The 22,131-nt window shown below is 62.3% G+C and carries 23 protein-coding genes; 10 read left to right on the top strand and 13 right to left on the bottom strand.

The window, feature by feature from the left end:
* Window positions 1-200: 200 nt before the first annotated feature.
* From ATE70_RS17965 to crtY, 7 genes are read right to left on the bottom strand one after another with little or no spacing between them, the layout of a single operon-like run.
* Window positions 201-719 carry an AAA family ATPase gene (locus ATE70_RS17965; RefSeq protein ID WP_058539174.1) on the bottom strand — a complete coding sequence of 173 codons (519 nt, stop codon included), beginning with the start codon at window positions 717-719 and terminating at the stop codon, window positions 201-203.
* Window positions 716-1,285: a nicotinamide riboside transporter PnuC gene (gene pnuC / locus ATE70_RS17960; RefSeq protein WP_058539126.1), complete on the bottom strand. Its 570-nt coding sequence runs from the start codon at window positions 1,283-1,285 to the stop codon at window positions 716-718. The genes ATE70_RS17965 and pnuC overlap by 4 nt, the downstream gene beginning before the upstream one ends.
* Window positions 1,282-2,253 carry a phytoene/squalene synthase family protein gene (locus ATE70_RS17955; RefSeq protein ID WP_082639837.1) on the bottom strand — a complete coding sequence of 324 codons (972 nt, stop codon included), beginning with the start codon at window positions 2,251-2,253 and terminating at the stop codon, window positions 1,282-1,284. The genes pnuC and ATE70_RS17955 overlap by 4 nt, the downstream gene beginning before the upstream one ends.
* A complete protein-coding gene (locus tag ATE70_RS17950) occupies window positions 2,253-2,834 on the bottom strand; it encodes a TIGR00730 family Rossman fold protein (RefSeq protein WP_058539125.1) in 582 nt (193 codons plus the stop codon). Before ATE70_RS17950 ends, ATE70_RS17955 begins: the two co-directional genes overlap by 1 nt.
* Window positions 2,831-3,082 (bottom strand): CPCC family cysteine-rich protein, encoded by a 252-nt coding sequence (locus ATE70_RS25855; protein ID WP_082639839.1) that lies wholly within the window; start codon window positions 3,080-3,082, stop codon window positions 2,831-2,833. The genes ATE70_RS17950 and ATE70_RS25855 overlap by 4 nt, the downstream gene beginning before the upstream one ends.
* The gene (locus tag ATE70_RS17945) at window positions 3,079-4,563 is read right to left on the bottom strand and encodes a phytoene desaturase (protein ID WP_058539124.1); all 1,485 of its coding nucleotides are present in this window, start codon (window positions 4,561-4,563) and stop codon (window positions 3,079-3,081) included. Before ATE70_RS17945 ends, ATE70_RS25855 begins: the two co-directional genes overlap by 4 nt.
* Window positions 4,560-5,717 carry a lycopene beta-cyclase CrtY gene (gene crtY / locus ATE70_RS17940; protein WP_058539123.1) on the bottom strand — a complete coding sequence of 386 codons (1,158 nt, stop codon included), beginning with the start codon at window positions 5,715-5,717 and terminating at the stop codon, window positions 4,560-4,562. The genes ATE70_RS17945 and crtY overlap by 4 nt, the downstream gene beginning before the upstream one ends.
* A gap of 74 nt (window positions 5,718-5,791) precedes the next feature.
* On the opposite strand from crtY, the gene ATE70_RS17935 reads away from it, so the two are divergent.
* From ATE70_RS17935 to ATE70_RS17905, 7 genes are all read left to right on the top strand, one after another.
* Window positions 5,792-6,562 (top strand): sterol desaturase family protein, encoded by a 771-nt coding sequence (locus tag ATE70_RS17935; RefSeq protein WP_058539122.1) that lies wholly within the window; start codon window positions 5,792-5,794, stop codon window positions 6,560-6,562.
* On the top strand, window positions 6,495-6,917 hold the full coding sequence (locus ATE70_RS17930) for a DUF2141 domain-containing protein (protein ID WP_082639841.1): 423 nt from the start codon (window positions 6,495-6,497) through the stop codon (window positions 6,915-6,917). The genes ATE70_RS17935 and ATE70_RS17930 overlap by 68 nt, the downstream gene beginning before the upstream one ends.
* A gap of 240 nt (window positions 6,918-7,157) precedes the next feature.
* Window positions 7,158-8,747 (top strand): apolipoprotein N-acyltransferase, encoded by a 1,590-nt coding sequence (gene lnt, locus ATE70_RS17925; protein ID WP_082639842.1) that lies wholly within the window; start codon window positions 7,158-7,160, stop codon window positions 8,745-8,747.
* 49 nt (window positions 8,748-8,796) lie between these two features.
* A complete protein-coding gene (gene metK, locus ATE70_RS17920; RefSeq protein ID WP_058539120.1) occupies window positions 8,797-10,017 on the top strand; it encodes a methionine adenosyltransferase in 1,221 nt (406 codons plus the stop codon).
* A 71-nt stretch (window positions 10,018-10,088) separates the two neighbouring features.
* Window positions 10,089-10,802 carry a tRNA (guanine(46)-N(7))-methyltransferase TrmB gene (trmB, locus tag ATE70_RS17915; RefSeq protein WP_058539119.1) on the top strand — a complete coding sequence of 238 codons (714 nt, stop codon included), beginning with the start codon at window positions 10,089-10,091 and terminating at the stop codon, window positions 10,800-10,802.
* A 45-nt stretch (window positions 10,803-10,847) separates the two neighbouring features.
* Window positions 10,848-12,161: a tyrosine-type recombinase/integrase gene (locus ATE70_RS17910; protein WP_231729164.1), complete on the top strand. Its 1,314-nt coding sequence runs from the start codon at window positions 10,848-10,850 to the stop codon at window positions 12,159-12,161.
* A 191-nt stretch (window positions 12,162-12,352) separates the two neighbouring features.
* The gene (locus tag ATE70_RS17905) at window positions 12,353-13,006 is read left to right on the top strand and encodes a GntR family transcriptional regulator (protein WP_161786582.1); all 654 of its coding nucleotides are present in this window, start codon (window positions 12,353-12,355) and stop codon (window positions 13,004-13,006) included.
* A gap of 74 nt (window positions 13,007-13,080) precedes the next feature.
* Here the strand turns inward: ATE70_RS17905 and ATE70_RS17900 are convergent, their stop codons facing one another.
* Window positions 13,081-14,286 (bottom strand): CaiB/BaiF CoA transferase family protein, encoded by a 1,206-nt coding sequence (locus ATE70_RS17900; RefSeq protein WP_037557658.1) that lies wholly within the window; start codon window positions 14,284-14,286, stop codon window positions 13,081-13,083.
* A gap of 58 nt (window positions 14,287-14,344) precedes the next feature.
* Between ATE70_RS17900 and ATE70_RS17895 the strand changes: the two genes are divergently transcribed.
* The 3 genes from ATE70_RS17895 to ATE70_RS17885 all read left to right on the top strand — a co-directional run bounded on the left by ATE70_RS17895 (window position 14,345) and on the right by ATE70_RS17885 (window position 17,125).
* Window positions 14,345-15,430, top strand: a complete 1,086-nt coding sequence (locus tag ATE70_RS17895; RefSeq protein WP_231732768.1) for a DMT family transporter — start codon at window positions 14,345-14,347, stop codon at window positions 15,428-15,430.
* Between the two features lie 219 nt (window positions 15,431-15,649).
* Window positions 15,650-16,519, top strand: a complete 870-nt coding sequence (locus tag ATE70_RS17890; RefSeq protein WP_152567708.1) for an IclR family transcriptional regulator — start codon at window positions 15,650-15,652, stop codon at window positions 16,517-16,519.
* A 72-nt stretch (window positions 16,520-16,591) separates the two neighbouring features.
* Window positions 16,592-17,125 carry a TIGR02444 family protein gene (locus ATE70_RS17885; RefSeq protein ID WP_058456271.1) on the top strand — a complete coding sequence of 178 codons (534 nt, stop codon included), beginning with the start codon at window positions 16,592-16,594 and terminating at the stop codon, window positions 17,123-17,125.
* On the opposite strand, the gene ATE70_RS24400 is transcribed toward ATE70_RS17885, so the two are convergent.
* The 5 genes from ATE70_RS24400 to ATE70_RS17865 are packed head-to-tail and all read right to left on the bottom strand — an operon-like array spanning window position 17,091 to window position 22,106.
* The gene (locus ATE70_RS24400) at window positions 17,091-17,432 is read right to left on the bottom strand and encodes a c-type cytochrome (RefSeq protein WP_037557657.1); all 342 of its coding nucleotides are present in this window, start codon (window positions 17,430-17,432) and stop codon (window positions 17,091-17,093) included. The genes ATE70_RS17885 and ATE70_RS24400 overlap by 35 nt on opposite strands.
* A gap of 23 nt (window positions 17,433-17,455) precedes the next feature.
* A complete protein-coding gene (locus ATE70_RS17880; RefSeq protein ID WP_037557721.1) occupies window positions 17,456-18,916 on the bottom strand; it encodes an FAD-binding oxidoreductase in 1,461 nt (486 codons plus the stop codon).
* 12 nt (window positions 18,917-18,928) lie between these two features.
* On the bottom strand, window positions 18,929-19,168 hold the full coding sequence (locus tag ATE70_RS17875; protein WP_037557656.1) for a non-oxidative hydroxyarylic acid decarboxylases subunit D: 240 nt from the start codon (window positions 19,166-19,168) through the stop codon (window positions 18,929-18,931).
* A complete protein-coding gene (locus ATE70_RS17870; protein WP_052182498.1) occupies window positions 19,165-20,643 on the bottom strand; it encodes a non-oxidative hydroxyarylic acid decarboxylases subunit C in 1,479 nt (492 codons plus the stop codon). Before ATE70_RS17870 ends, ATE70_RS17875 begins: the two co-directional genes overlap by 4 nt.
* Entirely contained in the window at window positions 20,643-22,106 is a 1,464-nt protein-coding gene (locus ATE70_RS17865; protein WP_231729162.1) for an aldehyde dehydrogenase family protein, read from the bottom strand. The genes ATE70_RS17870 and ATE70_RS17865 overlap by 1 nt, the downstream gene beginning before the upstream one ends.
* Window positions 22,107-22,131 lie beyond the last annotated feature (25 nt).

Below are 22,131 nucleotides of genomic sequence, written 5' to 3'. Positions count from 1 at the left end.
TGGGCCGTCGGCTTTCGACCGCTAGTTGCCGTTCCTATTTATCGTCATCCCGGACTTGATCCGGGATCCCGCTTTTTTTTGAGGCACCGACTGGCTTCGACATCAAGCGGGACCCCGGATCAAGTCCGGGGTGACGAAGAGAAAGGAGACGACGCCAGCTCCCACTCCAAAGCCGACACTCACCACATCCGCAGATTCGCTCAGGCCAACCCTGCTGCCTCAATCGCCGCCAGCGCGCTTTGCAGCCGCGCATCGCCTTCGCCCTCGACCCAGGCCCATTTGAGTTTGCGCCGGTCGAGCTCGCCGATCGCGACCTCCATGAATTGCGCCCGCGCGAGTTCGCTGCCGAACAGGCGCGTGCCGTCCTCTTCCCACGAAAGGTCCATCGCGGGGACGAGATAGAGGTCAGCGACCTCGTCCCACAAGTCGATCTCGGGCAGACGGCGGCCGAGCAGCATGATTGCCCACGCCTGCGTCATCAGCGGATCGGTGTCCGAAACCAGCCAATCGGGCCGCTGCGCAAGCGCCTCCCGGGTCGCGGCGCGATGGCCGTCGAAGATCGCGAGCAGGTCGACCTCGTCGAGATTGGTGCCGTTCGCCTCGGCATAGGTGCGGCCATATTCGGGGACGACGAGCCCGCCGAGCTGAAGCGCGAGCCGCGGCGCGAGCGTCGATTTGCCCGTGCTTTCGGCGCCATGGAGGCAGATATGGCGCGTCATATCGCTGCCCTGCCCGCGGCCGCCGCGCGTCGCCACTGGAGCAGGCCGTCGATCGACAGGCCGAGCAGCACGACATAGACCGCGCTGGTCGCGTAAAGCCCGCGCGACGCGAACAGCGGCACCGCGATCAGGTCGACGAGGATCCAGAGGAACCAGCTTTCGACGCGGCGCCGCGCGAGCAGCCATTGCGCGGTGATGCTGAGCATCGCGATCGCCCCGTCGATCCACGGCGCGGCCGCGTCGGTATAGCGGTCCATCGCAAAGCTCCACCCCGCCCACGCGGCGATCGTCGTAAGCGCCCAGCCTCGCCGCGCACGCTCGGTCATCCAGCGCACCGGCACCCCGCTGTCATCGCGCGCGCGCATCCAGGCGGCCCAGCCATAGAGATTGAGCGCGAAGAAAAAGCCCTGGAGCAGCATGTCGCTGTAAAGTTTCGCCTCGAAAAAGACGAAGGCGTAGAGAGTGACCGCGACGAGCGCGAAGGGATAGTTCCACACGCTGCGCAGTGCGACGAGTGCGACATTGGTCAGCACGAACGCCGCGGCGATCCACTCGAGATAGCTCATTCGCTGGCCCCGTGGCGCTCGACGTGTCTGGGGCGCGTCCACAGCCCCTCGCGGCTGATCCGCCGCTGCGGCGGGCGGCGCAGCACCGACCAGCCCGCGCGCGCGACCCAGCCGAGCTTGGCGAAGAGGCTCGATGCGGCGCGGTGATCCCACGCATGGTCGCCGCGCGCACGCACTTCACGCACGATATCGCCATAGATGCCCGCGGCGGCAAGCACCGCCCAGCGGCTGCGCGGGGGCAGCTTGCGCGCGCCCCAACGCGCCGATGCCTCATATTCCTCGGCCATTTCGGACAGCCATCGCGCCATCACCGACAGGCGCCCGCGAAAGGCGGGGTGCATGTGCTGGCCGGGCGGGATGTCGAGTTCGACCAGCCATTCGACCGGCAGGTAACATCGGTCGGCGGCGGCATCCTCGGCCACATCGCGCGCGATATTGGCGAGCTGGAACGCGATGCCCAGGTCCGAGGCGCGGTCGAGCGTCGTCTCGTCGGCGGGATCGATGCCCATGACGAGCGCCATCGCGACCCCGACCGCGCCCGCGACATGGTAGGAGTAGCGGAGCAGGTCTGCCTCGCTGCGCGGGCGCCAGTCCTTCGCGTCGAGTTCGAAGCCCGCGACGATATCGTCGACCACCCAGCGCGGAATAGCGACCTCGGTCAGCAGGAAGCCGAGCGCGTCGAACGCCATGTCGCCCATCGGCTGCCCGGCAAAGGCCTTATCGGTCTGCGCCCGGATATGCGCGACCGCGGCGACCGGATCATGGTCCGGCTTCATCGCGCCGCCATGATCCTGCCCGTCGGTCAGATCGTCGGCGGCGCGGCACCAGGCATAGAGCAACCACACCCGCTCGCGCGTTTCGCGGTCGAAGAGCTGGCTGGCCAGCGCGAAGCTTTTCGATCCGCGCGCGATGCTGTCGTGCGCGAAACCGTGGAGGGCATGTGCATCATAGGCCCCCGCCTCACTCATTACAGATTTTCGGCCTTCATCGCGAAAATCGTCTTGTGCGGGACATAAGCCGCCATTTTTTCGAGCAAATCGTCGAGCCCGGCGTCGACGATCATGATCCCGGCGTGCGCGGGGCGGATGAAGCCGACCTCGATCATGTTGCGATTGAACGCGATAAGGTCGTTGTAGAAGCCCGCGGCGTTGAGCAACCCGACCGGCTTGGTATGATAGCCGAGCTGCGCCCAGCTGATCGCTTCCCACAGTTCGTCCATCGTCCCGACGCCGCCGGGAATGGTGAGAAAACCGTCGGAGAGGTCGGTGAACATCTTCTTGCGTTCGTGCATGCCCGAAACGACGTGGAGTTCGGTGCAGCCGCGGTGTGCGACCTCGGCGCCGACGAGCGCTTCGGGGATGATGCCGATCACTTCGCCGCCCGCCTCCAGCGCGCTGTCGGCGACCGCGCCCATCAGCCCCAATCGGCCGCCGCCATAGACGACGCCGATGCCGCGCTCGGCCAAGGTGCGACCGACGTGGCGCGCGGTCTCGATATAGATCGGATCTTCGGGGGTCGCGGACCCGCAATAGACGGCAAGGCGTTTCATTTCTGTCTCTCAACTTCAGTTGGCGGCCTTACATGACCAAGCATTTTTTCCTCACAGGCCCCAAACTGCAAAAAGTTCTTCCGAGCTTGGTTCAGACTCAAATTTCCGTTCGGTCCACCGCGCACCTCATCTGCATCCAAATCATCTTGCCCATCATCTTCCCAATAGCAGACAGGGCATATTTCATAGTCTGCGTGCGCCTCGATCGTGAAAAACCGACAACAAGGGCATTCGACTTTGGAACTCACTGCTTGGAACCTTCCAACATCAGATTGGCGGTCGCCTTGGCGCTGCCGACGACCCCCGGGATACCCGCGCCCGGATGCGTCCCCGCGCCGACGAAGTAAAGGTTGGAAATCACATCGTCGCGGTTGTGCGCGCGGAACCACGCGCTTTGCCACAGCACGGGCTCGAGGCTGAACGCGCTGCCGAGATGCGCCGACAGGTCGCGGTGGAAATCGGCAGGGGTGTAGTGGAAGCGCGTGACGAGGTTCGCACGGAGGCCGGGGGCGACGCGGCGTTCGACCTCTTCGAGGATCGCGTCGGCGAAGCGCTCGCCGAATGCGCCGTCCCAGTCGGCTTTGGCCTTGCCCAGATGCGCGACAGGGGCGAGCGCGTAGAAGGCGGAATGACCCGGCGGCGCCATGCCTGGATCGGTGATGCTGGGATGGTGAAGGTAGAGCGAGAAGTCGTCGGGGATCACGCCGCCGTAAATATCGCCCAGCAGCCCCTTGTAGCGCGGGCCGAACAGGATGCTGTGATGCGCGATATCGGGATAGCTGCCCTTCACGCCGAAATGGACGACGAAGAGCGAGGGCGACCAGCGTTTGCGCGCGAGGCTTTTCGCAACTTTGCTCCCGCGCGGATGGTCGGCGAGCAACGTCTGGTAGCTGTGCATCAGGTCGCCGTTACACGCGACCATATCGGCGTCGCCGTACCAGCCGCCTTGCGTCGTCACGCCCGTGACGCAGTCGCCTGTGGTTTCGATCTTCGCCACCGGGTCGCCGAGCCGCAGCGCCCCACCGAGCCGCTCGAACAGCCGCACCATGCCGCGCACCAGCGCATTGGTGCCGCCACGCGCGAACCAGACTCCGCCTTCTTTCTCGATCGTGTGGATGAGCGCATAAATCGCGCTCGTCGTCATCGGGTTGCCGCCGACGAGCAGGGTATGGAACGACAAAGCCTGCCGCAGCCGCTCGTCCTGCACATAAGATGACACGATCGAATAGACGCTGCGCCACGCCCGATATTTCATCAGCGCGGGCGCCGCTTTGATCATCGAGGCGAAGTCGAGAAAGGCGACCGCACCGAGCTTCACATAACCCTGCTCGTACACCCCCTTCGAATATTCGAGGAAGCGGTCGTAGCCGGCGACGTCGGCGGGATGGAGCTTGGCGATTTCGGCACGGAGCGCGGCCTCGTCGTTCGAATAATCGAAGTTCGTGCCGTCGGGCCAATTGAGACGGTAAAAGGGCATCACCGGGACGAGGTCGACGTCCTGCGCCATCTCCTGTCCGCTCAGCGCCCATAGTTCCTGCAAACAGGGCGGATCGGTGATCACGGTTGGGCCCGCGTCGAAGGTAAAGCCGTCCTTCATCCAGTGGTACGCGCGCCCGCCGGGCTTGTCGCGCGCTTCGACGATCGTCGTTTCGACGCCCGCCGACTGGAGCCGGATCGCGAGCGCGAGCCCGCCGAAACCCGCGCCGACGACGATCGCGCGGCGCGTCATCGCCAGTCGCGTTTCCACAACGCGGAAATCGCGCGGCCGATCGGCACCGGGGGCCTGCCCGACAGGATGCGCAGCTTGTCCGCCGTGGTCGAGCGCCCGGCATAGAAGCGCGCGATCAGGCCCGGCGACAGGCGGTAGAAGCGCTCGAAGATGCGGTAGCGCTCGCCCGGATCGGCCGCGCGGAACGCCATCGCGCCGAGCATGCGGTAGAAGCGCTGGCGCCGCCACGACGCCGCCGCGCGATTGCGGAGGATGGCGGGAAGGTCGGCGCGATCGACGAGCCCGGGCAGCGATGATGCGGTACGCACGGCATCGGGAAGCGAGTAGCCGGTGGTCGCATGGAAGGCGCCCGCGCGCACCCCGATCCGTGCGGTGCGGTCGGATGCGGGCCACAGCCGGTCGAAATCGCCCGCGATCACGACGGGAAGCACGCCGCTTTCCTCGCGCGTCGTCGCCGCGACGTCCCAGCCCTGCGCCGCTGCATAGGCCGCGATCCGTTCGCGTACGACCGGGGCATCGAGATCGGCGTCGTCGCTGTAATAGGTGTCCTCGACGAACAATGTCTCGGCATCGAAGGGCAGCAGGTAGACGAAGCGATAGCCATCGAGCTGTGGGGCGGTCGCGTCCATCACGACGGGCTGCTCGACGCCGTGCCCGCCCTTCACCGTCAGCGCCTGCCCGACGAACTTCTGCCAGCCGCAGTCGAGGGTCGGGAATTTGCCTCCGCCGCGCGCGTCGATCACATGCTTGGCCGACAGCCGCCCGCCGCGCGACAGCAGCACATGGTCGGGCGCGACATGCTTGGCCTTGTCGGCGATGATATGCCCCGCCGGCAGCGCCGCGATGACAGCATCGGCGAGTGCTTCGCCGGTTATGCTCTTGTATCCCATGCGCACTTTGCGCTCGTGCGAGGGAAAACGGACATCGTACGCCGTCCAGTGATAACGCACGAGCGGCGCGACGAGCCAGCGGTCCTTCTTTGCGATGTCGCTGTCGAAAAAGGACCAGATATGATTGCCGCCGATCGGCCCCGGCTCGATCAGCCGTACGTCGAGGTCGGGGCGCTTCGCCGCGAGAGCAAGCGCCGCGAGCCCGCCGGCGAGCCCGCCGCCGACGATCGCGATGTCGCATTTATCGTTGCTCGGCCCCACCATTCCCCTGCCTTAGCCACGCGAACGCGCGGGCGCAAAGCCATTGCAACGCGGCGGCGAGCGGCTAGCCTTGCGTCATGACCGGCTGGCCGATCCTTTTGTCCGCGCTCGCGATGACCGCGATCGTCGGCGTGCGCTATCTGATCACCAGCGGCGGCTTCGCCCTCGCGACGCAGTGGAAGCACCCCGGCCTCTATCGCGGGCTCGAGCCGCAGATGCGCCGCGAGGTCGGGTGGAGCCTTGCGAGCGCCGCGATTTACGGGGTTCCGGCGGGCGTCGTCGCGTGGGGGTGGCAGGCGCATGGCTGGACGCGCATCTACAGTGATTGGGGCGCCTTTCCGCTCTGGTATCTGCCGCTTAGCCTCTTCGCCTATCTGCTGATCCACGACACATGGTTTTACTGGACGCACCGCTGGATGCACCGGCCAGCCTTGTTCCGCGTCGCGCACAGCGTCCATCACGAAAGCCGCCCGCCGACCGCGTGGGCGGCGATGAGCTTTCATCCGCTGGAGGCAATCACCGGCGCAATCGTCATCCCCGCGCTCGTCTTTCTGATCCCGATCCATGTCGCGATGCTGGGGCTCGTGCTCGCGATCATGACGATCATGGGGGTCGGCAATCATATGGGGTGGGAGATGTTCCCGCGCGCGCTTGTTCATGGACCCGCCGGCCGCTGGCTGATAACCGCGACACATCACGAGCAGCATCACGCCGCTTACCGGGGGAATTATGGTCTCTATTTCCGCTTCTGGGACAAGGCGTGCGGCACGGACCTTGGCCTTGGTCATTTCGGCCGCGCTGCTGGCCGCCGCGGCAGCGCCGCCACCGACGCCCGCTCCAACAGTTGAGGTCAGCGTTACCGGGCTGCGCAGCGCGAAGGGACAAATCCTCGTCTGCCTGACCACCAACCCCAAAGCATTTCCCGACTGCAGCAAGGACAAGGGGTCGGTGCGCATGGCGGTGAAAGCCGCCGACGCCGGCGATTTCGCGGTCCACGCGCCCGCGACCGGCACCTATGCGATCGCGGTCGTCCATGACGAGAACAGCAACAACAAGATGGATGTCGCGATCTTCGTGCCCAAGGAAGGCTTCGGCTTTTCGCGCAATCCGGCGATCACCGTCGGCCCGCCGAGCTTCAAATCGGCAAGTTTCGCGGTCGCGGGCGATATGCGCCAGTCGATCAAGATGAAATATATGCTCTAAGATGACGGGGTATTGTTGAAGGCGGCTTTGGGGTGGAGGCCGACATTGGCTCCATCCTGTGATCCCCGGCGAAGGCCGGGGCCCAGAGCGGTGAAAAGCTGGCGTTGCGTTATTACGCTCTGGGCCCCGGCCTTCGCCGGGGATCACGTAAGAAGCGGTTGAAATCGGTCCGGGACGTTCCTCGTGGGATGCGTGCAAGCCTCATTGTCGTAGCCCCTCCGCGCGGCTAATAGAGCGCGCGTGACCGCGACATCCTCCCGCATCGCTGCTTTCGCCGACCGCTGGCCAAAGCTTCTTGCCCTGACGCTCGGTGCCGTTTCGGCAACCGGCTTCGCGCCGCTCCACCTCTGGCCGCTGACCCTGCTCGCGCTCGCCGGCTGGATGGCGCTCGTCGCGCGCAGCCCCAAGGGTTCGCGCGCGCTGGGTATCGGCTGGGCGTTCGGCGTCGGCCATTTCGTCGTCGGCCTCAACTGGATCGCAACCGCCTTCACCTATCAGGCGGCAATGCCCGCATGGCTCGGGTGGATCGCAGTCGGCCTGTTGTCGCTGTATCTTGCCGTCTATCCGGCGCTTGCGGCCTGGGGCGCGTGGATGATGAAGCCCAAGGCAGACGCGCATTTTGCGGCGCCGTCCTACCTGCTGGCCTTCGCCGGCCTCTGGGCGCTCACCGAATGGCTTCGCAGCTGGATTTTCACCGGCTTCGCATGGAACCCCTTGGGGGTGATTGCCGTCCCGCACGTTGCCGCGCCCGCTGGCTGGATTGGCACATATGGCATGAGCGCGATCGTCTGCCTGTTCGCGGCGGTGATGATCCTAGCGTGGTTTCATCGCCGTGTCGCCGCAGCCACGCTTTTCGGTAGTCTGCTCGCCCTATGGGGTGCGGCATTTCTGTCGCAAACGGGCAGCAACGTCGATGCCGCCGTTCGCGTTAAGGGTACGCAGCGCATCCCCATCACCGTCGTCCAGCCCAATGTCGGACAGGAAGACAAATGGGAGGGCAGCAAGGCCGACCTCAATTTCGAAAAGCTCGCGCGTCTGACGACGCCGAAGGATGACACGCCGCGCCTGATCCTGTGGCCCGAGGCGGCGGTGCCCGATTATCTCGAAGCGGGCTATCCCGCCCCTTATTACGATCGCTCGCCCGTCGAGGCGCGTATGCGGCTCATCAAACTGATGAACCCCGACGACCTGATGCTTCTGGGTGCGCTCAAGCTCGAACTCGACAAGACGGGCGATGTCGTCGGCGCGCGCAACGCGGTGATGACGGTCCATGCCGACGGCACGCTCGGCCCGCGCTACGACAAGGCGCATCTTGTCCCTTACGGCGAATATCTGCCGATGCGCCCGATCCTGTCGGCGATCGGCCTGTCGCGGCTCGCCCCCGGCGACATCGATTTCTGGCCGGGCCCCGGCGCCCGCACCCTCGACCTCGGCGCCTTTGGTCGGGCCGGGCTGCAAATCTGCTACGAGATCATCTTTTCAGGCCAGGTGGTCGACCGGGCGCACCGCCCCGATTTCATCTTCAATCCCTCGAACGATGCCTGGTTCGGCGGCTGGGGCCCGCCGCAACATCTGGCGCAAGCGCGGCTCCGCGCAATCGAGGAAGGGTTGCCGGTCGTGCGCGCGACCCCGACGGGAATCAGCGCCGTCATCGATGCCGACGGCCGCATCGTCGAATCGCTGCCGATGCATGCGGCGGGACGCATCGACACCTTCGTTCCGAAGGCGCATGCCCCCACGCTCTTCGCGCGCTATGGCAACATGCTGCCGGTCGGGTTTGCGTTGCTGTTGCTCGCGCTGGCCATTGCCTTTCGTCGGCGCGGACGCTAACAGCACCTCACATAAAGCTTCCTTTATATCCGTTCACAGAAGGCTCTCCATGCGCAACAGCTTCCTCTTCACCTCCGAAAGCGTGTCCGAAGGACATCCCGACAAGGTGGCCGACCAGATCAGCGATTCGATCGTCGACCTGTTCCTGTCGAAGGATCCCGAAGCCCGAATCGCGTGCGAGACGCTGACCACCACCCAGCTCGTCGTGCTGGCCGGCGAAATCCGCTGCAAGGGCGTGTTCGAGAATGACGAGTGGGCACCGGGCGCGCTCGACGAGATCGAAGCCACTGTGCGCAAGACGGTGAAGGACATCGGGTACGAGCAGGCTGGCTTTCACTGGGAAAGCTTCCGCTTCGAGAATAATCTCCACGCCCAGTCGGCGCATATCGCGCAGGGCGTCGACGAAAGCGGCGACAAGGACGAAGGCGCCGGCGACCAGGGTATCATGTTCGGCTATGCGTCGGACGAGACCCCCGACCTGATGCCCGCGACGCTCGATTACAGCCACAAGATCCTCGAGCGTATGGCCGCCGACCGCAAGGCGGGCACCGCACCCTTCCTCGAACCCGATACCAAGAGCCAGGTCACGCTGCGCTACGCCAACGAGCGTCCGGTTGAGGCGACCGCGATCGTCGTGTCGACCCAGCACGCGCCCGGCTATTATTTCCACAATGGCGAAGGCGACGAAGCAAAATACACCGAGCTGCGCAAATATGTGCTCGGCGTGATCGCCGATGTGCTTCCCGCCGAACTGCTCACCGCGAACACCGTCTATCACATTAACCCGACCGGGCGTTTCGAGATCGGTGGCCCCGACGGCGACGCCGGCGTGACCGGCCGCAAGATCATCGTCGACACCTATGGCGGCGCGAGCCCGCACGGCGGCGGCGCGTTCAGCGGCAAGGACCCGACCAAGGTCGACCGCTCGGCGGCGTACATCACCCGCTATCTGGCGAAGAACATCGTCGCCGCGGGCCTCGCGCGCCGCTGCACGATCCAGCTCAGCTACGCGATCGGCGTCGCCGAGCCGCTGTCGATCTATGTCGACCTGCACGGCACCGGTACCGTTGACGAAGGCAAGATCGAGGCGGTCATCCCGCAGCTCGTGCGCCTGACGCCGAAGGGCATCCGCACGCACCTCGGCCTCAACAAGCCGATCTACAAGCAGACCGCGGCGTACGGCCATTTCGGCCGCACGTCGGAGGGCGACAGCTTCCCGTGGGAACGCACCGACCTGGTCGACAAGCTCAAGGCAGCGCTCGCCGCCTGACGCTCATTTGATGTCGCATTATGCCGGGTGGCGGGTTGCCGCCGCCCGGTCGCGCGGCTAGGGCGCGCCCCATGACTGCACATAAGCCCGGCGATCCGACGACGATCAACCGCCTCTACGGCCGTTCAAAGGGCAAGCCCCTGCGCGCGGGCCAGCAGGACCTGATCGACACGTTGCTGCCGCAGATCGCGGTTCCCACCGAGGGCGAAGTCACCGCCGAAGCGCTGTTCGGTTACGACCGCCCGCTCCATTTCGAGATCGGCTTTGGCGGCGGCGAGCATATGGCGGGGCGCGCCGACATGCTGCCCGACCATGGCTTCATCGGCGGCGAACCCTTCATCAACGGCGTCGCCCAGGCACTGGTCCACGTCGCGGGCGATCATGGCGCGCGGCTCCCCATCGGTAACGTTCGAATCCATCACGGCGACGCGCTGGAAGTGCTGCGGCGCATCCCCGATGGCGCGCTCAGCTTCGCCTATCTGCTCCACCCCGATCCCTGGCCGAAGGCGCGCCACGCCAAGCGGCGGATGATGAACGACGGCCCGCTCGACCTGATCGCGGCAAAGCTCAAACCCGGCGGCGAGTTCCGCTTCGGCACCGACCACCCCATCTATCTGCAGCACGCGCTGATGGTGATGCGCCGCCACCGCCATCAGTTCGAATGGCTGGCGCAGGATTCGCAGGATTTCCAGGTCCGCCCTGGCGGCTGGCCCGAGACACGCTACGAAGCCAAGGCGCGCGCGCACGGGCACGAGGTCTGGTATTTTCGCTGGAGGCGTATATAGGAGTGCTATAGGGTTGAAAAGGCTAGTTTTTTATAGCCACTCCCTATGCTATCTTTTCCCCAATTACGCGGCAATTTCCGCCACGGTGATTGCCGGGTGATTGCTGGAAACGCCGTATTGGGAGACCAATTTATGGCAAGCGGAAAGATCACAAAACGGTCGGTCGATGCTCTCATTTCGAGCGGGCAACATGACATTCTTTGGGATGATAGCATAAAGGGTTTTGGCGCAAAGCGAACCAAAGCTGGCGCCGTGTCTTACGTGTTGCAATTCCGAATGGGCGGTCGCGAATCTAAGACGCGTCGCTACACGATAGGCAGCCATGGCTCGCCATGGACGCCAGCCACCGCCAGAGCCGAAGCGGAGCGACTGGCTATTCTGATCGCCCAGGGAATCGATCCAGGCGAAGCAGAGCGGCAACGACGGCGAGAGTCGGTCGATCTAGCCTTCGATAATTACTCTGATCGCTTCGCTGAGGCCTGCGTTGGAGAAGGCTGGAGGCGCCTCGTCAAGCGCAGCCTCGAGCTGCATGTAAAGCCGGTCTTGGGATCAAAGCCCCTTCCCAATCTTACGCGAATCGACATCGTTGCCGTCTTCGACCGCATGCCGCGCGCGCAGATCGCAAATATCCGTAACGTCTTCGCTGTTTTGCGCCGCCTTTTGCGCTGGGCCGTCAGCCGGGGAGATATCGATCGGAGTCCGATGGAAGGCATGGAAACCCCGCCCCCGGTCAAACCTCGCGATCGCTGGCTTTCAGACGAGGAGCTTGGCCGCATCTGGATGGCGGCGCCAAACACGCATTCCTGTTTCGGACCCATCATCCGCCTTCTGATCGTCACCGGTCAGCGACGAGAGGAGGTTTCGTCGCTGCGTTGGGAGGAACTCAACCGTAAAGATCTCCTATGGACCCTGCCCGGCGAACGGGCAAAGAATGGCGAGCCCAACCGAATTCCGCTCAACGAACTTGCAGTTGCGATCCTCGACGAGGTTGCCGGGTCGGCTATCTGGCCGCGTAGCGGCAGGATGTTCACGACCTCCAGGGGCGGAAGGTTCACCGGATATAGCAAAGGCAAGATCAAGCTCGACCTGCTTATGTCGCAAGACGGCCGCGAACCGTTACCGGACTGGCGACTGCATGACTTGAGACGAACTCTTGCAACCGGGTTTCAACGGCTAGGCGTTCGATTTGAAGTGACCGAAGCTGTGCTCAATCACGTCGGAGGTTCCCGCGCGGGCGTCGCCGGTATCTACCAGCGCCACGACTGGAAGGACGAGAAGCGCGAAGCAATGAAGAGTTGGAACGATCATCTGGCGGCGATCATTCGTTTGGCGAATATGGCGCGTGATCGCGCATGGTAAGCGCTTATAAAAAGACTTGCTGTCCACGATCGATTGCGCCGAACAAAATATGCAGAGTGAATCTGTCGATTTCCGTTGCGAACAGCTCTTGCAGCCGGATCCGTTCGCCAACGACTGACTCTTGCGTTCTTGCTGAATCAAGGGGGATATTCGCGGCGTGCGTAGCAGCGCCAAAGTTGGAGACAATTCGAGTGAACAAGAAGGATGAAATTTACGATCTTCTCGTTAGCCGAATGGTTGGCGCGCAATATAATTTTGGCCAGCGGCTGTCGGTCAAGGATCTTGTGAGCGATACCGGAGCGAGCCGCCAGCCGATCATGGCCGCGCTCAACCGTTTGAGTTCGGAAGGATTTGTTCGCATAATTCCGCAGGTCGGTTGCGAGGTGATAAATCCAAGCTATGACCAGATCGCAGATTTCTATATCATGTTTGAAAGGCTCGAGGGACTGCTGACGGAACTGGCGGCAGCGCGTCGGACCGATTCGCAAACGCGCGATTTGCGCGCGCTGCAAGCACGTATTCTCACGATCGACTTTGACGAGCCGCGCAGCGCGGTAATTTATTGCGAACTCAACCGTGCCTTCCATCAGCTCATCCACGATATGGCTCAGTCGCCCTTTCTCGACGCGCGGCAGAACAGCAATTTTGACATGTCTGATTTCTTCATCAACCAAGCCGGTGGTTTCAATCATTTCATGGCCGATACCGCACGTGAACATGATGAAATCATTGAGGCGATCGCTTCCAAATCTCCTGCCCGCGCGCGCGGGCTGGCAGAATCACACATCGGCGCGGTCGCCTCGTCGGCGTTGGCGGGCCTGCGAAAACATCGCGCCGCCGCCTAACTAATATTCATGAGAGCATGGTGAGGAAGGGCATGATCGGAGGCTCCATCGTCGCTCGGTGCGGTCGATGAGGATCACCCTATTACTCCTCTTGTCTTTAGCCCCACTACTTCTAAGTCGCCCAGTCCGAGCTCTCTCCGCAGAACGGAATCAGTATTCTCGCCCAAGAGCGGTGGTGGTGTGGAGGCAACCGCGCGCTCGCCATCGACTTTGATGGGGCTGGCTATGCCTGGAAGATCACCCAATTCCTTGTGGTTGAGCGAAATCTTCATTCCACGGTGCAGAACATGAGCGTCCTTAAAGACGTCCGAAATTTCATTGATCGGACCAGCCGGGACATCGGCGGCGTCGAGCCGTTCTATCCATGAAGCTGCGCCCGCGCCTACAAAGATCGGCGCCAACTCATCTTCCAGCGCCTGTTTGTTTCCGGCCCGCGAACCATTGGTGCCAAAGCGTGGGTCGTCAGCAAGGTCACTCCGCCCAATTGCGTCGCACAGCCGACGAAACTGAGAGTCGTTCCCGATTGCGAGATTGATCCCGCGGTCGGCTGTCGGGAAAGACTGGTATGGCACGATGTTGGGGTGAGCGTTGCCATAACGGGGCGGATTCTCCCCCGTGGCGAAAAAGTTAAAGGCTTGATTTGCAAGGGTGGCAACGGTGACATCGAGCAACGACACGTCGAGATGAGCGCCCTCGCCGGTATTTCCCCGCCGGACAAGAGCTGCCAGGATCGCGATCGCCGAGTAGAGACCCGTCATGATGTCAGACAGGGCAACGCCCGTCTTCATCGGGCCACTTTCCTGCGAACCCGTGACGCTCATTAATCCGCCCATGCCCTGCGCGATAAAATCATAACCGGGCCGGCCGCTATAGGGGCCGTCTTGGCCAAAGCCCGTCACGGAACAATAGACCAGGGCCGGGTTGGCCTCTCGCAGCCTCGCAGCGTCGAGCCCGTAGCGCTTGAGCGTCCCGACTTTGAAATTCTCAACGACAACGTCGCAACCGGCCGCCAAATCTCGAATAATCTGCTGTCCCTCGGCGTCGGTGAAATCGACGGCAATCGCTTCCTTTCCCCGATTTGCGCACAGATAATAGGCAGACGTTGCCTCTCCGCCGGCATAAAGCCAAGGCGGCCCCCAACGACGCGTGTCGTCCCCTTCGAGCGGGCGTTCGACCTTGATAACTGTGGCGCCCAAATCGGCCATGAGCTGCGTTGCCCAAGGTCCAGCAAGGACCCGACTGAGGTCAAGAATCCGAATTCCTTCTAACATTCGGGTCATGGTGCCCCTCCAGCGAGCGCCACCTTATGCGCTTCCTTATTGCATTTAGAAAAATGTGATGCACTATGTGCAACGCGATGACGCAGATCGGATCATGGTTCAAGCCAAATTTTGCGAGCCAGAAGAAGCGCAGGGCGGCGCACCAGATCGGCAAACTGACCAAAAGGGGCATCCATTGACGCATCGATTTCCAATATTTCAGCGAGCCTGGGGTTCTGCTGGCTTATTGCTTTGTGCAGCCTCGCTTTTTTGGGCCCTCAACCCCATTGTTGCGCGCGCAGTTCACCACCTCGTTACCCCCCTCGGCATGGCCTTTTGGCGATGGGTCGTAGCAATGGGGGTAGGCTTACTTTTCGCTTGGCCGCATCTTGTCGCGGATCGTCGCGCAATTCTGCAGAATTGGAAAATGCTGTCGTTTCTCGGAACGCTTGGGATCGGAGCGTTCGCCCTCGTGGTTTATTGGGGCCTTCAATATACAACGGCGACGAATAACCTGATGATGCAGGGCGCCATGCCTTCGATGATACTCCTGCTTTCGACAGTGATCTTTCGAGACCGAATTACGATCGGTCAGTTGGCAGGCACGCTCGTATCACTGGCCGGTTTGCTCGTCATCGTCGCGCAAGGAAGCCTAGCCAATATTCTGGCCATGACGTTCAACCGCGGAGATGCCGCCGCCCTTTTCGGCGTTTTTCTCTACTCGCTCTACTCGACCCTTTTGCGGAAGAAACCCGCCATACATCAGCTCAGCTTTCTCGTAACGCTGTTCGCGGTCGGGGCCGCAAGCATTGCCATCCCGTATCTTCTGGAGATTGCGCACGGCCATTATATGGCGGCGAGGATTGAGGTTCCGCTCGCCATCCTTTATGTCGGAATTTTCCCTTCGCTCCTTGCATATTTCTTTTTCAACCGTTCAGTGGATTTGATCGGTGTCGCTCGCGCGAGTATCTATATGAATCTGCCCCCAGTCTTTGGGGTTGCGCTTGCAATTCTCCTGCTTGGAGAACATCTCGCTCCCTTTCACATTGCGGGCGCGGCACTTGTCGGTGCAGGGGTGTTCATGGCGACACGCCGCGAGGACGAGCAGCCAGCAGCAGGCCGCGTCGAAACTGTGGCCGTCGAGGCTGCATCCTCGCCGCGCTAATTTTCACGTTCGATTTGCCGGCGGACACTGGCACACGGCAGGAGAGCGGATACGCGCGAATGGCTGGCAACAGGGCGCAATCTGCCATTGCATAGGAATGCCGCGCGGGCAGTTGCACAAGAAACGACTTTGCATCTTGAGATATGAATTGTATCTGTTGTTGCTTCCTAGAACCCTCGTATCCCTGCAAAAGGGACAAAATAAGAGAATGGAAGAAGTTTGGAACGTCAGGCAAAAAGCGTGAGAGTGACAGAGCTTGAAGACGATCACTCCGATATGTCCGCCTCTTCCAAATCGCCGCGCGATGTTGCGCAAAAGCCTCGCAAGAGTATCCAGTCGGTAGAGACTGGGGTCCGCGTGCTCGAAGCGCTGATATCTTGTCCCGGCGGCTGCGCACCCCTTCGCGATATCGCCGCGGGAGCCGAGATGTCGCGCAGCCAGGCGCACCGATATCTCCAGGCCTACATTAATACTGGGCTGGTCCAGCAGGAGCCTGCGGACGGTCGCTATTCTCTCGGTCCAACCGCCCTCAAGATCGGACTCTCGGCCTTGTCGAGGCTCGACGTTATTCGCATCACCACCGCCTATCTGCGGCAGCTTGCGGATGATCTCGAGACCACTGGTCTGCTCTCGATATGGGGTGACTATGGGCCGACGATCATCCGTTGGCTCGATGGCGGCGTTCCAATTGCGACGTCTTTGCACGTCGGATCGGTCCTTCCCATTCAGCATTCGTCTGCAGGGCTAGTTTTCATGGCTTTCCAGCCACTCCCTGCCTATAAGCGGCTGCTTGAACGTGAGCGCGCTGCGCGGACGTCCATCGATGAAATCGAGCTGCAAGCTATGCTGACGGAGATCCGGAGGCAAGGCTACGCCAAGGTGGACGGCCAAGTGGTACCGGGGCTCGCTGCCATTTCAGTCCCGGTATTCGACATGCAGGAAAAGCTGATCGCGGTGATTGGCGTACTTGGCCGGATGACCGACGAAAAATTCTTTTGCCAGAGCAATATCGACAAAGTCCAGGCCGCCGCTCTCAAAGCCAGCAACGCAATGGGCTGGCAGCCGGAGGAGATGCGTGGGGATTCCTGACCCGCTTGGTGCGATCGCCATAAACGGGAGCCTCCCGGGCGCTGGCATGCGAGGGGATTTCGGGGGCAGGACGTGAAGCCACTCGATCCCGACACCTTCTGGCGTTTCTCGGTATCAGCTTATGCGCAGCCCGGTGTAGCGGATATTTGCCTCAGCTTGCAGGACGACCATGGCTTCGATGTCAACCTCCTGCTTCTGTGCTGCTGGTTAGCGCAGCTGCGGTCGATCGTGCTTAGCGAGACGGAATTGCGTTTTCTCCTCGCAGAAATTGAGGCGACAAATTCAGAAGTCATCGGGCCACTGCGTCAGGCCCGCCGGTGGCTGAAAGCTCCCGCCAGTACCAGCGGGGCCTCGGCTGCCAAGGCGCAGCGTGTCCGGCGCCTCGTAAAGATGGCCGAACTCGAAGGGGAACGGCTGGCGCAGCACCTGCTAATCAGCGCGGCGAGTGCGCTTGGAGCTGAGAGCTGCGCGGACCGAATGAACGCCGCAAACCTCAGTCTGACGGCCTATACGCGGATCGTTAACGAGACTGACGCTGCCGATGCCTTGCAAAGCCTTGCGCGCCTCGTCGTCAAGGAGCGTTCGAAGGACCCTTTGCCGTCTTGATGTAGGTGAATACAAGATCCACATCGGCGTCTGTCAGCTCGGTTGGGCGGAATGGCGGCATTTCGATCAGCCCGTTTCGGACGACCGAGTGGACATAGTCCTTGTCGAGGTCCTTGCGGCCAATGAGGGGCGCAACGGGTCGCTCCATCTCTTCAAGCAGCATAGTGGCGGGATGACCCGGGCCCGGGTCGTGACAACCCGCGCAGTTCAGGGCATATAATTCTGCACCGTCCGGTTTGTCCGCATCTGACGATTTCGAACAAGCGGTTAGCATCAGCAGAGCGACCGCCAGCAATCCCATCTTCATGCTTTCGATTCCCTTGTTTGAGGTCAGGCCGACAGAAAGAGGTTCGCGGGATCGAGCGCGCGTTTCACGCGCGCGTGCAGTTGAGTTATCGCGCCGCTTTCATAGGTCGCCCTAGCAGAGGCGGCGAGCGCCGGCTCGACGTGCGTCTGTCCAAATCCGGCACCTGCCTGCGCATCGATCAGCTCGATAGCGCAGTCTCTCGCCCGTTTACTGCCCGCGGGACTGCCATCGAAGCACAAATACTGCCGATGCTGGGCAGAGCGCCAGACGGCATTCGTTTCTCCGACAAAATCGAAACCGTGCCGGCCGGAAATATCGCGCGACAAGTCATAAAGGCGAAGCCCTTCCTTGCCATCAACCGGGCTGATGGGGCCGATGTCGAGAGAGGATCCTCCGGCCCAGGCCGAAGGGCGGCCAAGTGCATTACCGACCGAACCAAGCATCATGCCTTTTCGCCACGCCCACAGTCCTTCCATCCCGGCTGCGGGAGCGGCCAGCACCCGCGAGCCTTTGATCGATGCGAACGCGTCCTGGACCATCGACCAAGCGATGCGAACATTGTCGGGGAGCCCGTAAAGCGAGCCGTAAAGAGTCCAGTAGCCAAGCCCGATCGACTCCCCGGCTTTTCGAACCTCGCCGGCGGACATTGGGCCGGTGCCGCCGAAGTCGCGGCGTACCTTGCCCGAACGCGCTGCTTCGTGCAGCGCATTTGCCACCGCCACGCCATTGGGGACGACCATATTGGTCTTGAGCGGGCCCAGTACATCGAGAAGTTTGCCAAGATCGTCTTCGTCCGGCACCGTGACAGCAAAGGATTGCGCTGCCGGGGGCTGGGGCATGAGCCAGAGGCCGAGCTTGGTCACGACGCCAAGATCGGATTGTGTGAAGAGCCCGTCGATCCAGGGCCCGTAACCAAATTTGAAGAGCTGCCAGCAGGTACTCTTGGGCATAGCACCCATCCCTGTCCGGACACTGCGGCCGTCGGCCAGCATCAACTCAAGCCCGCATTGCATAAGATAATGATCGGCATATGGGGTATAGCCCACGCGCCGCTTCAGAAAGGCGCTCGCCACCGATTCGTCGGGCTCACCCGGGCAATCGACCCAGAGCTTGAGCCCCCGCTCGCCTATCTGTTCGGAGAGTTGCCGAAAGGTGACGCCTGGCTCGACGAGGCAGTAAGCCAAGTTCTCATTGATCTCGAGAATCTCATTCATGCGGCCAAGATCGAGCAATATGATCTTGTCGCGTGCCGCCACCTCCTGACCTGCGACCGCGCGGCACACAGGTTGAAGCGCCGCTCCGGCCTCGCTCGCCACCGCGAGGACCTTGGCAAGTTGCTCGGTGTCGCGCGGCGCGATGATACCCAGGGGCAGGGCGACTCCGGAATGGAAGGGTGCGAGCGCCGCCGGATCGCGCGTTACCCCATCGGCACCGACCAGTGCTTCTAGCGCGTCGAGCGCGGCGGCTTGGCGATTTGCGTCCATCTTGATCACCCCCTATTTCCGCATGGTCGAAGGTTGCAGGACGATCGGAAAAAGATCCGGCTCCGAAACATCGATCGCGAACTCCTCGGCGCGCACACGCGGGTCGATCGCACTCGCCGGCTCGCTGTCGCGCCAAGAGAAACAGCAGGCCGTGCAGCGATGGATTGTCCAAATCGTTTTCTCGCCATCGACGCCGCGGAAATCAGGGATCGAAGCGTCGGAGCCACATCGCGGGCAATGGGGTGCAGTCATAGCGTCTCGCCTCGTTGCATCGCCTGGATCCGTTTGCCGAGGTCATCGATAGTCTGGCCGGTGGGCGGGGTGACCAGATGTGCCTCGCCCACCGGATCGGGCGGGAGATAGCTTGTTGCGTCGATAATCAGATGGTGCCCCTTCCCCGGCGTCACGGCAGCGGGGTCGATCGGGACCATCGCCATGTTCGGCAGGACGATGATGTCCTCCGCGCGCGTCCGGGTCGACAGGGCCCACATGACCTGGTTGAGATCGAAGGGATCGATATCGCCATCGACCATGATCAGATTTTTCAGATACATGAGGCCATGGGGCGTACCAAGCGCGCGGAGCGCCACGGATTTTGCGAAGCCCGCCATCCGGTTCTTGACCGCGATGATCGCTGTCAGTCCGTGCTGGTACAGCGCATTCACCGCGGTGACTTCGGGAAAGGTCTGGCGCAACTGTGCATAGATGGGCGCCGACGTATGAAGACCGATCAACGTGTCGTGCTCCGTCCAGCCACGACCGATGTAGATATTCTCGAATATAGGGTTCTTTCGGTGCGAGACGGCGGTCACCTTGAAGACAGGGGCGCGTCGCACGCCGCTGTAGGATCCTGGGAATTCACCGAACGGCCCTTCGAAGACGCGCTCACCAAGCTGGAGCTCGGCTTCGATGACGATCTCGCTATCCGCGAGGATGTCGATACCGTTGCCGGAATTCGTCAGCCGGATCGGCGCTCCCATCATCGCCGAGGCATAAGCATATTCGGACTCGTCGTAGCCGATTGGTGTTGCTGCGAACAACGCGACGCCGGGATGGTTGCCGAGCATGACGGCGATCTTGAGCGGCAGGCCTTCGCGTTCCGCTGCGAGGATCTGGCGTCCCATGTCATGCGACGGGATCGTCATCAGGCTGAAGCGATCGGGACCCTGGATCTGAAGCCTGTAGATGCCGACATTCTGCTTGCCGAAATTTTCCGGATCCAACGGATCGCGCGAAGCCACCGACGCCTTGGCCAAATAGAAACCCCCGTCAAACTCGTTGATGCGATACACGGGCAGCAGGTCGTAGAGATTGATATTCTCCTCGTGCCGGCACTCATGGACAGGCGCCTGCCCCTCGGAAACGCGGCTGATCTGGGCAGAGGCATCGCCCCAGCGCCCGGCTATGTCGAAGAACATATCCCGGATTGTGGTGCCTTTTGGCTGACCCAGGAGCAGCGCGATATTATCCCAAGAGCCGTGCACCCCGACAACCGTGCGTTTCCCGGGGTAGCCCGCTATATTGTCGAACAGGATCGCAGGAGCATGGTTGACATCGCGCGAGGCGGCCACGGCAATGTTGCGCAGGTCGGGCTCGGGCATGATCCGGTCCGTCCAGGTAATGGCCTGCCCATATTCTTCGAGGAGCTCCAGAAAATCGCGCAGCGATCCGACGCCTCTTGCGCGATCGGCGAGGTTGGCGCGAATGGATGACTTTCCTTGAGACATCAGTGTGCTCCCCCAACGGCCGCGTCGGTCTGGATGCTCACCCATTTCCACTCGGTCATGATTTCAAGATCGGCCTCGGTGCCCTCGCGGCCAAATCCGGAAGCCTTGGAACCGCCGAACGGCACGTGAGGCTCGTCGTGCAACGTGGGCGCGTTGACATGGACCATCCCGGACTCGATTTCGCGAGCGAACCGAAGCGCCTTGTCGATGTCGCGCGTGAAGATCGCGGCGCTCAGGCCATATTCGGTGTCGTTGGCAAGCCGGAGGGCTTCATCGAGGTCATCGAACGGATAGAGCGACGTGACCGGCCCGAAGGTTTCCTGGGCCGCTACCTCCATCCCGGGCTGGACACCGGAGAGGATGGTCGCATGGCACACATGGCCCGTCCATTCGCCCCCGGCGAGTATTTCGGCTCCCTTGCCGCGGGCGTCATCGATATGCTGCCGCACGCGCGCGCGCTGACGCCCGGAAATGATAGGACCCAGCATCGTTGCGGGATCGCGCAGATCGCCGGATGAGAGTTTCGCAGCTGCAGCAGCGAAAGCCTTGGAGAACCGGTCGAAGATCGGACGTTCGACATAGATACGCGACGCCCCCATGCACACCTGGCCCTGATACATGAAGATGCTGAAGATCGCGGCCGCCACGGCCTTTTCGATGTCGGCGTCGGCGCAGACGACGAGAGGACTCTTCCCGCCGAGTTCGAGGGTATATTTCTTGAAGCCTTCAGCTGCGATGCGCGCGATATGCCGCCCGACCCGGGACGAGCCCGTGAAGGTGATCGCGCGAACCTTGGGATGGCCAGTAAGCGCATCGCCGATTTTGGCGCCGTCCCCATATACAATGTTGAACAGGCCTTCGGGCACGCCTGCTTCCTCCCAGAGGCGCGCGAGTTGATCGGCCACGCGCGGTGCCGCTTCCGACGGAAGCAGGACGAAGGCATTGCCCGTCGCGAGCGCCATGGCCGACTGCTTGATCCCCTTGATCAGCGGGACGTTGAACGGCGTAATGCCGGCAACGACTCCGACCGGTTCGCGAAAACTCATGCTGACGCGGCCGGGCGCATCGGATGGAATAGTCTCGCCGCGAATGCGCCGGGGAACGCCTGCGGCCGCGCGCAAGAAGCTCGTGGCGAACCGGGTCTCGAAACCGGCCTTTGCGATCGGCGAGCCGATTTCATCAACGAGCGTGTCGGCAAATTGCGATGCGTCACGCTCCATGAGAGCCGAAGCCTTTATCATCCATCCCTCGCGCGCGGCTGCGGAAAGGTCGCGGTTCCGGCGATAGGCCGTGTCGGCCGCCTCAACTGCTCGATCGACGTCGGCCGGAGTCCCGGCAGCCGCCCGGGAATAGAGACTGTCGTCAATCGGGTTCAGGCTTTCGAAATAAGCGCCGTCGCCAGGGGCAACCGGTGACCCGCCGATCCAGTGGTCAAGCCCCCTCACTTCGTCCTTACGCATCATGAATCTCCTGGGAGCGTGGGTCGCG

Source organism: Sphingopyxis sp. H053 (assembly GCF_001468225.1).
Lineage (GTDB): Bacteria > Pseudomonadota > Alphaproteobacteria > Sphingomonadales > Sphingomonadaceae > Sphingopyxis.
The sequence above is the reverse complement of the archived record's forward strand: the minus strand, read 5'-3'. Positions and strand labels throughout refer to the sequence as shown.

Bases quoted from the DNA above. Each gene is read 5' to 3' on its own strand.
- trmB (WP_058539119.1), top strand. From the start codon at position 10,089: ATGACTGCACATAAGCCCGGCGATCCGACGACGATCAACCGCCTCTAC.
- ATE70_RS17900 (WP_037557658.1), bottom strand. From the start codon at position 14,286: ATGACCCGAATGTTAGAAGGAATTCGGATTCTTGACCTCAGTCGGGTC.
- metK (WP_058539120.1), top strand. From the start codon at position 8,797: ATGCGCAACAGCTTCCTCTTCACCTCCGAAAGCGTGTCCGAAGGACAT.
- ATE70_RS17895 (WP_231732768.1), top strand. From the start codon at position 14,345: ATGCACTATGTGCAACGCGATGACGCAGATCGGATCATGGTTCAAGCC.
- ATE70_RS24400 (WP_037557657.1), bottom strand. From the start codon at position 17,432: ATGAAGATGGGATTGCTGGCGGTCGCTCTGCTGATGCTAACCGCTTGT.
- ATE70_RS17965 (WP_058539174.1), bottom strand. From the start codon at position 719: ATGACGCGCCATATCTGCCTCCATGGCGCCGAAAGCACGGGCAAATCG.
- crtY (WP_058539123.1), bottom strand. From the start codon at position 5,717: ATGGTGGGGCCGAGCAACGATAAATGCGACATCGCGATCGTCGGCGGC.
- ATE70_RS17910 (WP_231729164.1), top strand. From the start codon at position 10,848: ATGCTATCTTTTCCCCAATTACGCGGCAATTTCCGCCACGGTGATTGC.
- pnuC (WP_058539126.1), bottom strand. From the start codon at position 1,285: ATGAGCTATCTCGAGTGGATCGCCGCGGCGTTCGTGCTGACCAATGTC.
- ATE70_RS17875 (WP_037557656.1), bottom strand. From the start codon at position 19,168: ATGACTGCACCCCATTGCCCGCGATGTGGCTCCGACGCTTCGATCCCT.
- ATE70_RS17955 (WP_082639837.1), bottom strand. From the start codon at position 2,253: ATGAGTGAGGCGGGGGCCTATGATGCACATGCCCTCCACGGTTTCGCG.
- ATE70_RS17950 (WP_058539125.1), bottom strand. From the start codon at position 2,834: ATGAAACGCCTTGCCGTCTATTGCGGGTCCGCGACCCCCGAAGATCCG.
- ATE70_RS17870 (WP_052182498.1), bottom strand. From the start codon at position 20,643: ATGTCTCAAGGAAAGTCATCCATTCGCGCCAACCTCGCCGATCGCGCA.
- ATE70_RS17880 (WP_037557721.1), bottom strand. From the start codon at position 18,916: ATGGACGCAAATCGCCAAGCCGCCGCGCTCGACGCGCTAGAAGCACTG.
- ATE70_RS17865 (WP_231729162.1), bottom strand. From the start codon at position 22,106: ATGATGCGTAAGGACGAAGTGAGGGGGCTTGACCACTGGATCGGCGGG.
- ATE70_RS17935 (WP_058539122.1), top strand. From the start codon at position 5,792: ATGACCGGCTGGCCGATCCTTTTGTCCGCGCTCGCGATGACCGCGATC.
- ATE70_RS17945 (WP_058539124.1), bottom strand. From the start codon at position 4,563: ATGACGCGCCGCGCGATCGTCGTCGGCGCGGGTTTCGGCGGGCTCGCG.